This is a genomic window from Crystallibacter permensis (assembly GCF_025960875.1).
GTDB lineage: Bacteria > Actinomycetota > Actinomycetes > Actinomycetales > Micrococcaceae > Crystallibacter > Crystallibacter permensis.
This window is the reverse complement of sequence record NZ_JAODLR010000003.1, coordinates 51,370-68,273: the sequence shown is the minus strand read 5'-3', so window position 1 is coordinate 68,273 and position 16,904 is coordinate 51,370. Positions and strand designations below refer to the sequence as shown.

General features: G+C 66.3%; 12 protein-coding genes. 6 read left to right on the top strand and 6 right to left on the bottom strand.

The features are described 5' to 3' along the window. Positions 1–56 precede the first annotated feature (56 nt). Complete coding sequence (locus B0G38_RS04445) at positions 57–1,160, bottom strand: branched-chain amino acid aminotransferase (protein WP_264668333.1); 1,104 nt, start codon at positions 1,158–1,160, stop codon at positions 57–59. A gap of 54 nt (positions 1,161–1,214) precedes the next feature. Beyond that, positions 1,215–2,282: a 3-isopropylmalate dehydrogenase gene (locus tag B0G38_RS04440; RefSeq protein WP_264668332.1), complete on the bottom strand. Its 1,068-nt coding sequence runs from the start codon at positions 2,280–2,282 to the stop codon at positions 1,215–1,217. 117 nt (positions 2,283–2,399) lie between these two features. Between B0G38_RS04440 and B0G38_RS04435 the strand changes: the two genes are divergently transcribed. From B0G38_RS04435 to B0G38_RS04410, 6 genes are all read left to right on the top strand, one after another. Continuing rightward, positions 2,400–3,581 carry a sensor histidine kinase gene (locus B0G38_RS04435; RefSeq protein WP_264668331.1) on the top strand — a complete coding sequence of 394 codons (1,182 nt, stop codon included), beginning with the start codon at positions 2,400–2,402 and terminating at the stop codon, positions 3,579–3,581. 60 nt (positions 3,582–3,641) lie between these two features. After that, a complete protein-coding gene (locus tag B0G38_RS04430) occupies positions 3,642–4,319 on the top strand; it encodes a response regulator (RefSeq protein WP_264668551.1) in 678 nt (225 codons plus the stop codon). Positions 4,320–4,407: 88 nt separating this feature from the next. Beyond that, a complete protein-coding gene (locus B0G38_RS04425; protein ID WP_264668330.1) occupies positions 4,408–5,190 on the top strand; it encodes an ABC transporter ATP-binding protein in 783 nt (260 codons plus the stop codon). A gap of 3 nt (positions 5,191–5,193) precedes the next feature. Beyond that, complete coding sequence (locus B0G38_RS04420; RefSeq protein ID WP_264668329.1) at positions 5,194–7,716, top strand: ABC transporter permease; 2,523 nt, start codon at positions 5,194–5,196, stop codon at positions 7,714–7,716. 200 nt (positions 7,717–7,916) lie between these two features. Continuing rightward, positions 7,917–9,323 carry an APC family permease gene (locus B0G38_RS04415; protein ID WP_264668328.1) on the top strand — a complete coding sequence of 469 codons (1,407 nt, stop codon included), beginning with the start codon at positions 7,917–7,919 and terminating at the stop codon, positions 9,321–9,323. A gap of 62 nt (positions 9,324–9,385) precedes the next feature. Continuing rightward, positions 9,386–9,940 carry a hypothetical protein gene (locus B0G38_RS04410; RefSeq protein ID WP_264668327.1) on the top strand — a complete coding sequence of 185 codons (555 nt, stop codon included), beginning with the start codon at positions 9,386–9,388 and terminating at the stop codon, positions 9,938–9,940. A gap of 7 nt (positions 9,941–9,947) precedes the next feature. On the opposite strand, the gene metG is transcribed toward B0G38_RS04410, so the two are convergent. The 4 genes from metG to serA all read right to left on the bottom strand — a co-directional run bounded on the left by metG (position 9,948) and on the right by serA (position 16,839). Continuing rightward, entirely contained in the window at positions 9,948–11,507 is a 1,560-nt protein-coding gene (gene metG / locus B0G38_RS04405) for a methionine--tRNA ligase (RefSeq protein WP_264668326.1), read from the bottom strand. A 123-nt stretch (positions 11,508–11,630) separates the two neighbouring features. Continuing rightward, positions 11,631–12,335 carry an ABC transporter ATP-binding protein gene (locus B0G38_RS04400; RefSeq protein ID WP_264668325.1) on the bottom strand — a complete coding sequence of 235 codons (705 nt, stop codon included), beginning with the start codon at positions 12,333–12,335 and terminating at the stop codon, positions 11,631–11,633. Beyond that, a complete protein-coding gene (locus tag B0G38_RS04395) occupies positions 12,332–15,136 on the bottom strand; it encodes an ABC transporter permease (RefSeq protein WP_264668324.1) in 2,805 nt (934 codons plus the stop codon). The genes B0G38_RS04400 and B0G38_RS04395 overlap by 4 nt, the downstream gene beginning before the upstream one ends. A gap of 113 nt (positions 15,137–15,249) precedes the next feature. Beyond that, positions 15,250–16,839, bottom strand: coding sequence for a phosphoglycerate dehydrogenase (serA, locus tag B0G38_RS04390; RefSeq protein ID WP_264668323.1), 1,590 nt, complete (start codon positions 16,837–16,839; stop codon positions 15,250–15,252). Positions 16,840–16,904: the final 65 nt, after the last annotated feature.

Below are 16,904 nucleotides of genomic sequence, written 5' to 3'. Positions count from 1 at the left end.
TCCGCGCTGTGCGAACGGGGCCCTGGAAACCTGATCCGGGCAGGCTGTGGCTGTGCTTACGCTAGGCGGGTCAGCCAGCCGTGCGTGTCCTCCACGGCACCGGTCTGGATACCCAGCAGCTGCTTGCGGATGGACATCGATACTTCACCGGCGTTGCTGCCCGGGGAGCCGATGGAGCCGTCCTTGGTCTTGAGTTCCCCGATGGGCGTGATGACCGCTGCCGTGCCGCAGGCGAACGCCTCCGTGATGTCGCCGGAAGCAACGCCGTCGCGCCACTCATCGATGGTGATCTTGCGTTCCTGGACATCCAGGCCACGGTCCTTGGCCAGCTGGATGATGGAGGAGCGCGTGACGCCGTGCAGAATGTTCCCGTTCAGCTCGGGCGTGACCAGCCTGCCGTCCTTGAACACAAAGAAAATGTTCATTCCGCCGAGCTCTTCCACGGCATTGTCATTGAAGGGGTCCAGGAACAATACCTGCTTGCAGCCGTGCGCCTCGGCTTCCATCTGCGGGGCCAGCGAGGCCGCATAGTTGCCGCCGCATTTGGCTTCCCCGGTACCGCCGCGGCCTGCCCGGGCATACTGTTCGGACAGCCAGATCGACACCGGCTTCAGCTCGCCGCCGAAGTAGTTGCCGACCGGCGAGGCGATGACACGGAAGGAAACTTCCCGCGCCGGCCGCACACCGAGGAACGCCTCCGTGGCGATCATGAACGGGCGCAGGTAGAGCGCTTCGCCGTCGCCGTTGGGTACCCAGTCCTTGTCCACCTCCACCAGCTGCCGCAGGGATTCCAGGAACGTCTCCTCGGGAATCTCCGGCAGCGCCAGCCGGCGGGCGGAGCGGTTCATCCGCTTCGCGTTGGCCTCAGGGCGGAAGGTCCAGACCGAGCCGTCCGCGTGCTTGTAGGCCTTCATCCCCTCGAAGATTTCCTGGCCGTAGTGCAGCACGGCGGCGGAGGGATCGAGGGCGATGGGCCCGTAAGGCTCGATCCGCGCGCCGGACCAGCCGCCGTTGCCTTCTGCATCGACTTTGTAATCGACGACGGCCGTGTGGTCCGTGAAGTAGTTGCCGAAACCCGGGTCGGCCAGAATGGCAGCACGTTCTTCGGCGCTCTTCGGATGGTCCGAGAGCTGCTGGGTGAATTCCAGCGTTTGGGTCATGGTTCCTCCACGGTCTTTGGGCACGCCGTTGTGATTCGAGTTAAGGGCTATTAACTAGCCTACTGCCAAAAGTGAGGCAATCGCATCGCCGATCTCCGACGTCGTACGCGGTTCGGTGCCGCGGCCGGCGATGTCCTTCTCCACCGCATCCTGCACCCGGGCGGCCGCAGCGTCCATGCCCAGGTGCTCCAGCAGCAGGGCCACGGACAGAATGGCGGCGGTCGGATCTGCCTTCTGCTGGCCGGCAATATCCGGGGCTGAGCCATGGACCGGTTCGAACATGGACGGTGCGGTGCGGTCCATGTTGATGTTGCCCGACGCGGCGAGCCCGATGCCGCCGGTGATGGCGGCGGCCAGATCGGTGATGATGTCGCCGAAGAGGTTGTCCGTGACGATAACGTCGAAGCGGGCCGGGTCGGTGACCATGAAGATGGTGGCCGCATCAATGTGCAGGTAGTCGACGGCGACCTCCGGGAATTCGCGTCCCACTGCCTCGACCTGGCGGCGCCACAGGTGGCCGGCGTGGACGAGCACATTGTGCTTATGGACCAGCGTCAGCTTCTTGCGGCGGGCCGATGCGCGGCGGAAGGCGTCGCGGACCACGCGCTCCACGCCGTGGGCGGTGTTGACCGAGACTTCGGTGGCGATCTCGTGCGGCGTGCCTACGCGCAGGGCGCCGCCATTGCCGACGTACGGGCCTTCGGTGCCTTCACGTACGACGACGAAATCCACCTCGCCGGGGTTGGCCAGCGGGCTGGGCACGCCGGGGAAGAGCTTGGACGGGCGCAGGTTGACGAAGTGGTCCAGGCTGAAGCGCAGCTTGAGCAGCATCTCGCGTTCGATGATGCCGGAGGGAATGCGGGTGTCCCCCGGGGCGGCACCGACGGCACCGAACAGAATGGCGTCGTGGCTGCGCAGTTTGTCCAGCGTGTCCTCGGGCAGGGTCTCCCCCGTGGCCAGCCAGTGCTCGGCACCGAGCTTGTACTCCGTCAACTCAAAGGTGGCGTCTTCGTTGGCGGTCGCCGCTTTGAGCACCTTGACTCCTTCGGCCACCACCTCCGGACCGATTCCGTCTCCGGGGATGATTGCCAGTGAAAATGCCTGTGACTCTGCTGCGTTCATGCGTCCAGTCTAGGGAACGATCCCACATCTTGAGCAAGCCATCTCACTTTGTGAACACCGTAAATCAGACCTGGGCATGACGCGGGCAGCAGCGGCCGCGGCATAGAGTTTTGAATCATGCGCGTGCACCACAGGATCTACAACTGGTTCCAGGAGAATCCCGGCAAGGTAGACCTCATCATTATGCTGTCGGCCTTCGCCGTCTCTGCCCTGCCCTATGTTGCCGCCGCGGATCTGCCGGCCTTTGCACTCTCGGCCCTGCTGATCATCCCGCTGGCATGGCGGCGCACGCATCCGTGGCAGTCCGGCGCGGCGATGGCAGTGGCGGCACTGCTCAATGTTGTCTTCCTGTCCGTGCCCGTCCCCGCGCAATCCCTGGTGCTGGTCATGGTGTTTTCGCTGGCCGCCTACGCCCCGCGCTGGGCCAGCCTGGGCGGTCTGGTGCTGGCCCTGCTGGGCGGCGCCATGTTCGTTGTCCGCTTCTCGTTCATTCCCAACGGCCCTGCCGGCAGCATCTCCGCCTTCCTGATGACGCTGGTGGCGATCGACGCCGTGGTGCTGGTTTCCTGGACTTTGGGCGATCTGGTGCGCAACCGCCGGCTGACCGTGCAGGCGCTGCAGGACCGGGCGCACCGGCTGGAGATCGAGCGGCAGCAGGAACGCGATCTGGCCGCCGCCGACGAGCGGAGCCACATCGCCCGCGAGATGCATGACATCGTGGCGCACTCGCTCTCGGTCATCATCACCCAGGCCGACGGCGCACGGTATGCGAGCGCGCAGGATCCGGCGGTGGCGACCGAGACCCTGGGCACCATCGCGGAAACCGGCCGCGCCTCGCTGCGGGACATGCGACGGCTGCTCGGCGTGCTGCGTAGGGACGACGTCGCCTCCGTCCGCCCGCTCCCCACGCTGGCGGACGTGGAGACACTGGTGGACACGGTCCGCCGCTCCGGCCTGGAAGTTGCGCTGGAGCGGGCGGGCGAACCGCGGCGTGCAATGCCAAGCGGAGCGGAACTCACCGGCTACCGCGTGGTGCAGGAGGGCCTGACCAATGTCCTCAAGCATGCCGGGCCGAACGCCTCGGCACAGGTGCTGCTTGAATGGACCGGCCGTGGCCTGCAGATCCGGATTGACGACGACGGACGCGGCGCCGGCGCGGATCCTGCCACCGCGGGCAGCGGACAGGGCATCACCGGCATGGCCGAACGCCTGTCGCTCTACGATGGGACGGTGGAAGCCGCCCCGAAGCCCGGCGGTGGATTCCGCGTCCACGCATTCATTCCCTACACGGAGGCCTAAAGAGTGAGCTTTCCAGCTGCCGAAGCCGAAACCAGCCGCGCCGGCCAGGCACCGATCCGCGTGGCCTTGGTCGATGACCAGCAGCTGGTCCGCGGCGGCTTCAAAATGCTGATCAATTCCCAGCCTGACCTTGAAGTGGTGGCAGAAGCCGGCAACGGACAGGAAGCGGTGAACGCACTCGCGGTGGTTCGTGCCGACGTCGTTCTTATGGATGTCCGGATGCCGGGCATGGACGGCATCGAGGCCACCCGCCAACTGCTGGCGCGGGCCGCCCGGAACGGTGCACCGGAGGGGCAGGACCTGAAGGTCGTGGTGCTCACCACCTTCGATCTCGATGAGTATGCGCTTTCGGCCATCCAGGCCGGGGCCAGCGGCTTCCTGCTCAAGGACGCGCCGCCGGAGGAACTCCTCGAAGCCATCCGGACGGTGTACCGGGGCGACGCCGTGATCGCGCCGTCCACCACCCGCCGGCTGCTGGACCACGTTGCCCCGCTGCTGCGCGCTCCGAGTCCCGAGGTCAGCCGCCATGCCGCCGCGGTGGACACGCTTACGGTCCGCGAGCGCGAGGTGTTCACGCTGATTGCCCAGGGGCTGTCCAACCCGGAGATCGCTACCACCCTGTTCCTCTCCGAGGCCACGGTGAAGACGCACGTGGGGCACATCCTGGCCAAGCTCAACGCCCGGGACAGGGTGCAGGCCGTGGTCATCGCCTACGAAACCGGGATTGTCAGCCCCTGACTTCTCAACCCTGGGTATGAGACGGGGCTGCAGAACACCAGACCGGGGGCCGATCCGCCGGGGCGACCTGCGTACGTAGCGTTGGAGTATGACAACCAGCACTGAGCAATCACTCGCCTCCGGGGCCCCGAACGGCTCCGGGAATTCCACCGCCGCGGCGGCCACACAGGCCCTCAACAAGACCTACGGCACGGGCGATACCCGCGTCCATGCCCTCAAGAATGTGGATGTGGCGTTCCAGAGCGGCAAGTTCACAGCCATCATGGGCCCGTCCGGCTCCGGCAAATCCACGCTGATGCACTGCCTGGCCGGCTTGGACACCGCCGATTCGGGAAAGATCTGGATCGGCGGCACCGAGATCACCGCCCTGAACGACAACCAGCTGACCAAGCTGCGCCGCGAGCGCGTGGGCTTCGTCTTCCAGGCCTTCAACCTGGTCTCCACCCTGACGGCCGAACAGAACATCACGCTGCCGATCGCACTGGCCGGCGGCACCGTGGACAAGGAATGGTTCCGCTACGTGACCTCCACCCTGGGCCTGGCCGACCGGCTCACGCACCGCCCGCACGAGCTATCCGGCGGCCAGCAGCAGCGCGTGGCCGTAGCCCGGGCGTTGCTCACCCGGCCCGATGTCATCTTCGGCGACGAGCCCACCGGAAACCTCGATTCCAAGGTCGGCGCCGAAGTACTCTCCCTGCTGCGCCGCTCCGCTACCGAGATGGGCCAGAGCATCATCATGGTCACCCACGATCCGGTCGCCGCGTCGTACGCGGACCGCGTAGTCCTGATGAACGACGGCGCGCTGGTGGGCGAGCTCGAGCGCCCGGGCACCGAGCAGATCCTGGCCGCGCTGGCAAAGCTGGGGGCCTGAACCATGCTGCAAGTAGCACTCGCACAGGTGAAGCAGCATGCGCGGCGGTTCATCGCCGTGGCACTGGCCGTGGTGATGGCCGTCGGCTTCCTCACCGCCACCCTGATGGTCAACGCCTCCACCGAGGCCTCGCTGGGCAACAGCGTTGGGGCCGGTTTCCGCAACGCCGACCTGGTGCTCAGCTCCGGTCCGGACAAGCCGCTGGATGAGCAGGCCGCCGAGGCCGTTGCGGACGCTGACGGCGTCGCCGAGGTTTACGTCCAGCAGCAGACCCACGTCGCCTTCGGCACGGCAGGTGAAGCCGGCTACGGCGCGCTGCAGAACACCGCGCCGTCGGCCGGCCTGGACAACCTGGAACTGATCGAAGGTGCGCTGCCCGGCAGTGGCGAAGTGGCGGTGGATGACGCCACCGCCGAACGCCTCGCCCTGACCGTCGGCAGCAAGCTCGAATTCGCCCCGGGCGCCGGCATGGCGGCCGCCGAGGACGTGGCGGCCAGCGGCATCCCCGCCACCGTCTCAGCCATCGTGAAGGCGTCCAAGGACCCGCTCATGATGGGCCAGCCGCAGTTCTTCGGCACAAGCGGATTCATCGCCGCGCTCGCCGACGAACAAGCTCCGGTCCAGGTGCGCAGCATCCAGCTGGATCTGGCCGCCGGCACCGACACCGCCGCGGCGAAGGACGCCGTCGCCGCTGCCCTGACCGCCGCCGGATTCGCGGAATCGACTGTCAACACCGCGGCCGAGCAGACCAAGGAAGTCGTGGCCGGCTTCACCGGGGGCACGGACCAGCTGACCATTGTGCTGCTGGCGTTCGCCCTGGTGGCGGTCCTGGTGTCCGCCCTGGTGGTTGCCAACACCTTCTCGGTGCTGATCGCCCAGCGCACCCGGGAGCTGGCGCTGCTGCGCTGCATCGGTGCCGGCCGCGGTCAGATCCGCCGCTCGGTGCTGGTGGAGGCGCTGCTGGTGGGCGTTGTGGCCTCCGTCATCGGCGTGCTCGGAGCCGTGGGTTTGATGGCCGGCATCATTGCCGTGCTGCAGGGCCGTCCGGACACTGAATTCGCTGCCCTGGCCGTCCCGCCGCTGGCTGTCGCCGTAGGCCTGGTCACCGGAGTGGTCATGACGGTCCTCGCTGCCCTTGCCCCGGCCCGCGCCGCCACCACCGTCGCCCCGCTGGCGGCCCTCCGCCCGGCCGAGGATGTCCGCGTGGGCAACCGGAAAGGCAAGGTCAGGCTCGGGTTCGGCATCGCGCTTGTGGTGGGCGGCGCCGTCGTACTTGGCTTGGGCGCGCTCAATGCCAACCTGCTCATCGCGCTGCCCGGCGGCGCCATGTCCTTCATCGGCCTGCTGCTGTGCGCCACGCTCTTTGTGCCGCCGCTGGTCACCGCAGTCGGTGCCCTGGCCAGGCCGCTGGGCGTGCCCGGCAAGCTGGCGGCCGTCAACGCAGTCCGCAATCCCGGCCGCACTTCCGCCACCGCTACCGCCCTGCTCATCGGCGTGACGCTGGTGGTCATGATGATGACCGGCGCGCAGACCGCACGGACGGCGTTCGAATCCGAGCTCAGTGCGCAGTACCCGGTGGACATCAGCATCGGCAACCTCGCCGAAGACGGCGGCCAGCTCGATGAGGCAGCCGCGGAAACCGCCCTGACGTACGACGGCGTGGCTGCCGCCGGCTTGATCACAACCGGCGGCTACGCCACGGTGAACGGCCAGCGGACGGGCGTTTACCAGCTCACGCCGGCACAGCGGGAGCTGCTGCAGGACCAGTCCCTGACGCTGGACGCCGATACCGTGCTGCTGGCCGAAGGCTCGGGCCTGGACACGCTCACCGTCACCGGCAGCAGCGGCTCCAAAGAGTTCCAGGTGGTGGAGGTGAGCAGTTTTTCCTTCCCGCCGCTGATGTCCTCCGCCGTGGCCGAAGAGATCGGTGTCCCGGCCCCCGCTGCCGCCGACAGCGAGGAGTACTTCTCGGCCCTGCCGCAGCTGTGGCTGTCCGTGGACCGGGATCTCGACGCCACGGCGTTGATGGAACTGCGCAGCGAACTGGCCGCCGGGCTGAACGTGCAGGACTACCAGATCTCCGGGGCGGCCATTGAGCGGGCCGCGTTCAACCAGATCATCGACGTGCTGCTGCTGGTGGTCACCGGGCTGCTGGCCGTGGCGGTGCTGATCGCACTGGTGGGCGTGGCGAACACGCTATCGCTCTCGGTGCTGGAACGGACCCAGGAGTCTTCGCTGCTGCGGGCGCTGGGCCTGACCCGGAACCAGCTGCGCGGCATGCTGGCCCTTGAGGCCGTCCTGATCGCCGGCGTGGCTGCCCTGATCGGGTCCGGGCTGGGCAGTCTGTACGGCAGGCTCGGCGCGCAGTCCGCGCTGGGCACGTTCACCGCCGTCGTGCCGGACGTTCCGTGGCTGCAGCTGGCCGCCGTGCTGGCAGTGGCCGTGGTCGCCGGGCTGCTGGCTTCCGTCATGCCGGCCCGCCGCGCGGCACGGCTCTCCCCCGTCGAGGGGCTGGCAACGGTCTGACCTGTCCTGAACCATCAGGACTGCCGGCGTCGTTTCCGCAAGGACTACGCCGCCGGCGGTCCCCTTCCTGCCGTCAGCCGGAAGGACTTCAGGCTCCGGCAAACCCGTCACCGCTGACCCCGAGACATGGCCGGGGCTGCGTGCTACGTTGACTGTGAAGTCTCTGACCGTAGGCACCACGCTTGGACGGGAGTTCAACGATGAGCAGCACCACCGAAACCGAAGAACAACCGGAACTCAAACGGGCCATAGGTCCCAAGCTCCTGCTGCTGTTCATAGTCGGGGACATCCTCGGCACCGGCGTGTATGCGCTCACCGGGCGCATTGCGGGCGAGGTGGGAGGCGCGGCCTGGGCACCGATCCTGCTGGCCTTCATCGTGGCCACCATCACCGCTTTTTCCTATCTGGAACTCGTCACCAAATACCCGCAGGCCGCAGGCGCCGCGCTCTACACGCACAAGGCCTTCGGCATCCATTTCCTGACCTTCCTGGTCACCTTTGCGGTGCTCAGTTCCGGCATAACGTCTGCTTCCACCGCGTCCAAGTTCCTGGCCGAGAACTTCATCGTAGGGTTCAACCTTGACTGGGACCAGGGCGGCGTCACCTGGGTCGCGGTGATCTTCATGGTCGTGCTGGCGCTGATCAACCTCCGCGGCGTCGCCGAGAGCATCAAGTTCAATGTGGTCCTGACCCTGGTTGAGTTCACCGGCCTGATGATCGTGATCTTCATCGGATTCTGGGCGATGTCCCAGGGCAACGTGGACTTCAGCCGGGTGCTGATCTTCGAAACGTCCGCGGACAAGGGTGCCTTCCTCTCCATCACGGCGGCAACCTCGCTTGCCTTCTTCTCGATGGTGGGTTTCGAGGACTCGGTCAATATGGCGGAGGAAACCAAGGATCCGGTCAAGATTTTCCCCAAGGTCATGCTGACGGGCCTGGGCATCACCGTGCTGATCTACATCCTGGTATCCATCGCCGCGGTGGCGATTGTCCCTATCGGCGTCCTGTCCGAAAGCACCACGCCGCTGCTCGAAGTAGTGCAGACCGGGGCGCCGGGACTGCCGGTGGACGTCATCTATCCGTTCCTGTCCATGTTCGCGGTGGCCAATACCGCGCTGATCAACATGCTGATGGCCAGCCGCCTGCTTTACGGCATGGCAAAACAGGACGTGCTGCCCCGCTCGCTCGGCAAAGTGCTGCCGAACCGCCGCTCGCCGTGGGCCTCCATCATCTTTACAACGCTGATCGCCGTGGGGCTGATCATCACGGTCACCAACTTCATGGGCACCGACACGGTCAGCGCGCTGGGCGGCACCACGGCCCTGCTGCTGCTGTGCGTCTTCACCGTAGTGAACGTCGCCGTGCTCGTCCTTCGCCGCCGGCCGATCGACCGGAAACACTTCCGCGCGCCGAAGTTCCTCCCGTACCTGGGCGTTCTGACCTGCGGATTCCTGGTCGGGCCGTGGGCGCAGGATCCCGTCGAATACCAGATCGCCGGCGTGATGATCGGCGTGGGCATCGTGCTGTGGCTGCTGACGTGGCTGTGGAACCGGGGTGTGCGGGCGAAGAAGACCCGCATCAGGCATCCCGAGGACCTGGGCGGCTGAGGCCTTTCCCCGCCGGATCCACCACAACCCGATCAGGATCTGCAAAAATAGCAAGCATGCTGATGACCGACGCTCGGGAGGAACACACGATGGACCAGGACCACAAACAGCCGGGCCGAATGGACGACGACGAATTTGCCGCCTACTTGGACGATCATCTGCTGGGGGCCAAGACCGGAATCAAACTCTTCGGCTCAGCCCGGGAATCCTGGGCCGGAACCGAGTTCGAGGCGGACCTCCAGCGGCTGCGCAATGAGGTCATTGCCGAACGCCGCGAGGTCAAGGAGCTGATGGGACAGTTCGGCTACCGGCGGAGCACCTTCAAGAAAGTCGCTGCCGCCGGGGGCGCAGTGGTGGCCAAGATCAATCCGCTCAATCCGCTGCGCATGGGCGGCGGCGCCGGAGCGCAGCTGGAACTGGAAACGCTCCAGTCCGCGCTCCGCGGCAAGGAATGCCTCTGGCGGACCCTGATCGTACTCGCCGAAGCGGAGCCCCGGCTCGACGCCCAGCGTTTCCGGCAGTTGCTGGACCAGACCCACCGCCAGCTGGACACGATGGCCCGCATCATGGAGCGGACGGCCAAGGACCGCTTCCTGGCCAGGCCAGAGGCTTCCTAAGCCACTGCTATTCGGCCGGCTCTTCGTATTTCGGGAAGATCGGTGTAGGCGCCGGCAATTCCGTACCCGGCACCAAAGCCTTGGCGATGGCGGCAAAGTCGCGGGCGCCGTCGTCGTTCTGACCCAGCACCTCGAGCAGCTTGGCGGCCGAACCAGGCATCACCGGCTGGACCAGGATGGAGACAATCCGCAGCACCTCCAGGGTCACGTAGAGCACGGTGTTCATCCGCTCCACGTCGGTCTTGCGCAGCACCCAGGGGGCCTGCTCGGCGAAGTAGGCGTTGGTGTCTCCCAGGACGGTCCAGATCGCCTCGAGCGATGCGTGGAAATCCTGCAGCTCGTAGGCCGCGCGGGACTTCTCCAGCAACCGCTCGGCCTGCGCCAGCAGCTCGTGGTCCTCGGCAGCCAGCGTTCCGGGCTGCGGGACCTTGCCTTCGCAGTTCTTGGCCACCATGGACAGGGAGCGCTGGGCCAGGTTGCCCAGGTTGTTGGCTAGATCCGCGTTCATCCGGCCCACAATTGCCTCGTGGCTGTAGGAGCCGTCCGCGCCGAACGGCACTTCGCGCAGCAGGAAGAAGCGCATCTGGTCCAGGCCGTACTGCTCCACCCAGTCGGCGGGCGCTATCACGTTGCCCAGCGACTTGGACATCTTCACGCCCTGGTTGTACAGATGGCCGTGGATCATCACGCGCTTGGGCAGTTCCAGCCCGGCGGACATCAGGAAGGCCGGCCAGTAGATGGCGTGGAAGCGGGAGATGTCCTTGCCGATCACGTGCACATCGGCCGGCCACCACTTGCGGAACGCTTCCGCCTCGGTGTCCGGGAAGCCGGCGCCGGTGAGGTAGTTGGTCAGCGCGTCCACCCACACGTACATCACGTGCCTAGAGTTGCCCGGCACCGGAACACCCCAGTCGAAGGTGGTGCGGGAGATGGACAGGTCCGTCAGGCCGTGCTTGACGAAGCTGATGACCTCGTTGAAACGGGTGCGGGGTGCGGCGAATTCCGGCTGGTCTTCGTAAAGCTTGAGCAGCTTGTCCTGGTAGGCCGTCAGCCGGAAAAAGTAGGACTCTTCTTCGGTCCAGGTGACTTCGGTGTCGGTCTGGGTCGAGTAGCGCTTGCCGTCCTCGCGGACCTCGGTCTCGTCTTCGCCGTAGTAGGCCTCGTCACGGACGGAGTACCAGCCCTCGTACTTGTCGAGGTAGATGTCCCCGGCCTCTTCCATCCGCTTCCAGATGGCCTGCGCGGCATTGTAGTGGTCTTCGTCCGTGGTGCGGATGAAGCGGTCGTAGCTGATGCCCAGGCCGTCCTGGGTTGCCTGGAAGACGTCCGAGTTGCGCTTGGCCAGGGCCAGCGGGGTGATGCCTTCCTTCTCCGCGGTGTGGAGCATCTTCTGCCCGTGCTCGTCCGTTCCGGTCAGGAAGTAGACGTCGTAGCCGTCCAGCCGCTTGAACCGCGCCATGGCATCAGTGGCAATGAATTCGTAGGCATGCCCGATGTGGGGCACACCGTTGGGGTAAGAAATTGCCGTGGTGATGTAGTACGGGGGCTTGTCAGCAGAAGAGGTCACCTATAGAAATTACCGCGTGTGCTCGGCGCTTGTCGAAAGCGGCCGGCCGCCGCCGTCTTCTTGACAACGACGGCGGCACCCGGCTCATCCGGTTACGCCGCCTTTCGGCGGTGGTTGCCCGCCTCAGTACATGTGGGTGCGGCTGTCCGCCACCTTGATCAGTTCCTGGTCGTGGGACGCGACCAGGACCGCGATCCCGTCCTTGGTGGTGTCCTTGAGGATGCCGATGATCTGGTTGGCGTGCTCGCGGTCCAGGCTGGCCGTCGGCTCATCCACCACGAGCACACGCGTGCCCAGGATCAGCGCGCGCGCAATCGCCACCCGCTGCCGTTCGCCGCCGGACAACTGTGCCGGGTAATGCCGCATCCGGCGTCCCAGCCCCACCAGGTCCAGTAGGTCCCTCGCCATCTCGGTTTTCGCTTCAACCTGTTTGTCCGGCACCGCGGGCAGCAGCACGTTTTCAAGCGCGCTCATCCCGTCGATCAGCGCCCCGCCCTGGTCCACGTACCCGATAAGGGCTCGGCGCCGGTCGGAGATTTCGTCGTCGTCCATCTCATCGAGCGAATCGCCCTGCCAGAACACCTCTCCCGAGGTCGGCAGCGTCAGGCCGGCCGCCACGGTCAGGATGCTGGTCTTGCCCGAGCCGCTTCGTCCGGCCAGGCAGTGCATGCTCCCCGCCTCGAGGCCAAGGTCGAAGTCCTCCGCGACCACCAGCGGCTCGCCGCCGCCGCCATCATAGCGGATGGTGATGCCACGCAGCTCCAGCGGCATGGCATGGTCCGCGGTACGCCCGATTTGCTCGGCGCGCGTCTGCGGTTGTTCAATCATTTCCGTGTCCTTGTCATCAGGATGAACCAGAGAATCACTGCCAGCACGCCTGCGGCCACTGCACGCAGCGCGGCATGCGGCGCCACGGCGAGGGAAACGCCGACGGCGCCGAGGACGGCCAGCGGCAGGGCCATCACCGCCAGCAGCCCCGCTTCACTGCGCCGGAGCGAGAGCAGCAGCGTGGGAGTCCAGCCCATCGCCTCGAGAATGTCCCACTGCTCGCGTTTGCGGGCCAGGTCGAAACGGCCGGTCATCAGCGTCAGCACCAGTGCCGTCACCACGCCGAGCACCGCCAGCGCGATGTTCACGCCGCCGGTCTGGCTGAGCGCCAGCGAGCCGAGCGCCGTGCTGCCGGCCGCCCGCGGGAGGTCAAGGATGACCGCCGCCAGCGCGCCCGCCGCCGCACCGAGCACACCCACGCCCACAACAACAGCTCCGGCGTTGAACCGGTTGGTGTTTACCTGCCGCACGGCGAATTTCAGCGGCGTATCGACCATCGGCGCCGTGCCCGACGACGACGGCGCATCCCCGGCCGGCGGGACCGGCTTCAGCAAGGCTGAGGAGATGAAGGACGCGGCGACATAGACCATGAGTACGACGCCGGAAACCACCAGCGTGGTCAGCGTGCGGCTGAAGGCGTTGACCACTACCGCCACCGCCAGCAGCGCCGCGGCGCCGACGAGCAGTTCGGCCAGGAACCAGGACCGGATCCTGGGCCGCGTCCAGCCCATGGCGCGCAGCGTTACCGCTTCGGTACGGCGCGAGCGGGTGAACGCCACCGTGCTCGCTGCGGTCAGCAGCGCGGCCCCGCCCAGGGTCAGGAAGAGCAGTGCCGAGCTGGCCTGGCCCAGTGAGCTCTGGACCGCAGAGGCAGCGCCCTGGCGGACCCAGGACTGGCTGACCGTGCCCAGGTCGGTGACCGTCCCATCGGCTTCCTGGTGGTACTCGGGCACATAGATGGAGACGTCCTCGCGGGCGGAGCCGGCAACAACCTGGACATCCAGGCCCAGGTCGCCGATGGCGGCGGCGACGGCATCGATGTTCGGTGCGGCGTCGGCCCAGCTGCCGGCGGCATCCACCCGGACGCGGACGGCGTCGATCACCGGATCCGTGTCCGAGGTCCCGCGCACGGCGGCCAGCCCGTTGAAGTCCGTGATGGCGCCGGCGGACTGCACTGCCAGGCCGGCACCGCTGAGGCCCGGCTTGAGCTCGGTGTCCTCGACGTCGTTGCCTTCGGCATCCTCCGTCAGGGTCACCGGTGCCGGGTCGTAGCCGCCCAGCGGCAGGTAGTTCACGTCGCCGGCAGCATCGCGCACGGCATCGGCGCCGAAGGTGCCATAGACAAACGGAAGGGGTGCGGCGGCGTCGGCCGGGTCATCGAGGCTGGTCCGGTAGGACTGCTCCTTGACCGGCTCCCGCTGGCTCTGGTCCGGTTCCAGCTGCCACTGCAGCGTCTTTTCGGGCAGCTCGTTCACGGTGACCCAGCCCTGTGGGGTGACCGTCTGGTCCACGCTGCCGTCCGGGTTGGCTTCGCCGGCCACGTACTCGGGGGTGGAGAGGAAGTCGGTGGTCCATTCGGCCGGCTGGTGCAGCCCCGCCACAACCTGGACCCCGCCGGAGCCCAGCAGGTAGTTGTAGTCCTCGCCTCCGGGCCAGCGCAGCTGGAAGGGCTTGGAGGACGCAAACGGGAGGTACTCCTCCCCCAGCTCCTTGCTGACGGTACCGACCTCCGCAACGGTATTGCCGGCGTCGTCAATCTCTTCGATGTCAACGGAGTACGTCAGATCCAGGTCGGTGCCGGAGCGGACCACCAGCGGGATCACCTTCGAATCCTCGGTGAGTGTTCCCGCTTCCACCGCCGAGCGGTACTGGGTCAGGAACGGGCTCCAGAACCTGAAAGGATGCCCGTCTATTTCAGCTGATTCGGTGCCTCCGGCAAAAAGACCTGGCGTCATCTGCTGCGAAAACTTATCGCCCAGTTCCATGGCGCTGCGGCCGGACGCGGGAGCCTTGGCCAGGGGCGCGAGGAAGCCGCCGGCCTCGCCCAGCAGTGCCTGCTCCGCGGCGGGGTCAACGGCAACAACGGTCTCGGTGATCTGGGGCAGCATCGGCAGGGCAATGGTGAGGTCGAAATCGCCGTGGGCACTGCCGCCGGCGGGATCCGGGAACTTGATGCCCGTCTCCCCTTCCGGGGCCACGGTACGCAGGCTGGTGCCGCCGGGAACCTTCAGTTCCTCCAGCTGGGCCTGGCCGAGCGAGCCCTCCGCCGCGGTTTCGAACAGGACGGTATCGCTGACGCCGTTGGAGGTGACGGCCTTGGCCGTGATCCGGTAGTTCTTCGGTTCCTCGCTGAGCACGGAATCCGGCTCAGGCCATTCCTCGGCGGGCACGGCGTCGGTGATGTTCTGCTGTTCGAGGTAGCCTTCGATGTTTTCGTTGTAGCCCACGTAGTCAGTGGCCTTCAGCTGGGGAAACTCGATGTCCTGGACCACCTTGGAGACCAGGCTGATCGGGGCGGCGACGCCGACATCGGCGAGGCCGCGGATCTGCCCGAGCTGTTCCTGGGTGATGCCGCCGGTACCGGAAACGTAGTCCGGCTGTTTCAGCGTGTCCGCGTCCGGGCCCTTGCCTTCTGGCAGCACCAGGATGTCGTAGAGTCCCCGGGAGTTGGTATCCACTACTTGTCCCAAGGAGGACTGGGCGCGGTCCTGGATGAACACCGATAGCAGCATGGCCGCGACCAGGACCACTACCGTGACTACGAGCGAGCGGCTACGTAAGAATCGTGCTGCTGCGTTCAACTGGATTCCCCCACATAAGGACTTGACGGTACGAAAAAGAGAGGAGACAAGCGCAAAGGCCCGTTGAGCCGAAGCGAAAGCCAACTGCTCAACGGGCCTGCACTACAGCCGGATTAGTCCTGCAGGTCGACTTCCCGGGCCAGCGTGGCACCGATGGTCTGGCGCAGTTGCTCCAGGACGTCCTGCGGCACCGAGCTGTCCACGGCCAGCAGCGCCAGGGCCTGCTTTTTGTCTTCGTTGCGGGATACCTGCATGCCGGCGATGTTGATGTTGTGATTGCCGAGCAGCTGGCCGAGGGTGCCGATGACGCCGGGGCGGTCTTCGTAAGTGAAGACCAGCAGGTGCTCGCTGATCGGAATTTCAACTTCGTAGCCGTTGACGCCCACGAGCTTCTGGATCTGCTTAGGGCCGGTCAGCGTGCCGGCGACCGAGATCCGGCTGCCGTCGGAGAGCGCGCCGCGGACGGTCAGGACGTTGCGGTACTCCTCGGACTCGGTGGTGGTGATCAGGCGGGTACTGATCCCGCGCTGTTCGGCCAGCACCGGCGCGTTGACATAGGAAACCTGTTCCGAGACGATGTCCTTGAAGACCCCCTTCAACGCGGCCAGCTCCAGGGCCTTCACGTCCAGTTCGGCGATTTCGCCGGCTACCTCGACGTCGATCTGGGTGACGGAGTCGTGTGTCAGCGCAGTGAAGATGCGGCCGATCTTCTCGATCAGCGGGATGCCCGGGCGGACCTCGGGAGCAATGACGCCGCCGGCAACGTTGACGGCGTCGGGTACGAGCTCACCGGCGAGGGCCAGGCGCACGGACTTGGCCACGGAGACGCCGGCCTTTTCCTGTGCCTCCTCCGTGGACGCACCCAGGTGCGGCGTGACCACAACATTGTCGAGGGCAAAGAACGGCAGGTCGGTGCTGGGCTCCTTGACGAAGACATCAATGGCAGCGCCGGCGATCTTGCCTTCCTTGAGGGCGGTGTACAGCTCGTCCTCGTCGATCAGACCGCCGCGGGCAACGTTGACGATGTAGGCAGAAGCCTTCATCTTCTCGAAGGCCTCGGCGCCGATCATGCCGATGGTTTCGGGCGTCTTGGGCATGTGGATGGAGATGAAGTCGGACTGCTCAAGCAGTTCGTCGAGGCTCACCAGCTGGACGCCGAGCTGGGCAGCACGTGCGCTCGTGACGTACGGGTCGTAAGCGAGAATCTGGGTTTCGAAGGCCTGCAGGCGCGCAGCGATCAGGGCGCCGATCCGGCCCAGGCCGATGATGCCGACCTTCTTTTCGTAGAGCTCGGCACCGGTGTACTTCGAGCGCTTCCACTCGCCGTTCTTCAGGGCAGCGTTGGCGGCCGGAATGTGGCGTGCCAGCGAGAGGATATGCCCGACGGTCAGCTCCGCCGCGGAGACAATGTTCGACGTCGGCGCGTTGACCACCATGACGCCCGCCTGCGTCGCCGCCTTGATGTCCACGTTGTCCAGGCCGACGCCCGCGCGGGCGATGACCTTCAGGTTCTTGGCTGCAGCGATGGCTTCCGCGTCCACCTTGGTGGCGGAACGGACCAGGATGGCGTCAACGTCGGCAATGGCGGAGAGCAGCTGGGAGCGGTCTGCCCCGTCTGTCTGGCGGATCTCGAAGTCGGGACCCAGTGCCTCGACGGTCGCTGGCGACAGTTCTTCGGCAAGGAGAACTACAGGTTTTTCCACAGGGGTGTTCCTTCGCTGCGTTGCATGGTGGGGTGAGTACAGTCTAAGACCGACAAGGGGGCCGG

What these genes read in the sequence shown, in the direction of transcription:
- B0G38_RS04445 (WP_264668333.1), bottom strand. Translation starts at nt 1,160, where the DNA reads ATGACCCAAACGCTGGAATTCACCCAGCAGCTCTCGGACCATCCGAAG.
- B0G38_RS04440 (WP_264668332.1), bottom strand. Translation starts at nt 2,282, where the DNA reads ATGAACGCAGCAGAGTCACAGGCATTTTCACTGGCAATCATCCCCGGA.
- B0G38_RS04435 (WP_264668331.1), top strand. Translation starts at nt 2,400, where the DNA reads ATGCGCGTGCACCACAGGATCTACAACTGGTTCCAGGAGAATCCCGGC.
- B0G38_RS04425 (WP_264668330.1), top strand. Translation starts at nt 4,408, where the DNA reads ATGACAACCAGCACTGAGCAATCACTCGCCTCCGGGGCCCCGAACGGC.
- B0G38_RS04420 (WP_264668329.1), top strand. Translation starts at nt 5,194, where the DNA reads ATGCTGCAAGTAGCACTCGCACAGGTGAAGCAGCATGCGCGGCGGTTC.
- B0G38_RS04415 (WP_264668328.1), top strand. Translation starts at nt 7,917, where the DNA reads ATGAGCAGCACCACCGAAACCGAAGAACAACCGGAACTCAAACGGGCC.
- B0G38_RS04410 (WP_264668327.1), top strand. Translation starts at nt 9,386, where the DNA reads ATGACCGACGCTCGGGAGGAACACACGATGGACCAGGACCACAAACAG.
- B0G38_RS04400 (WP_264668325.1), bottom strand. Translation starts at nt 12,335, where the DNA reads ATGATTGAACAACCGCAGACGCGCGCCGAGCAAATCGGGCGTACCGCG.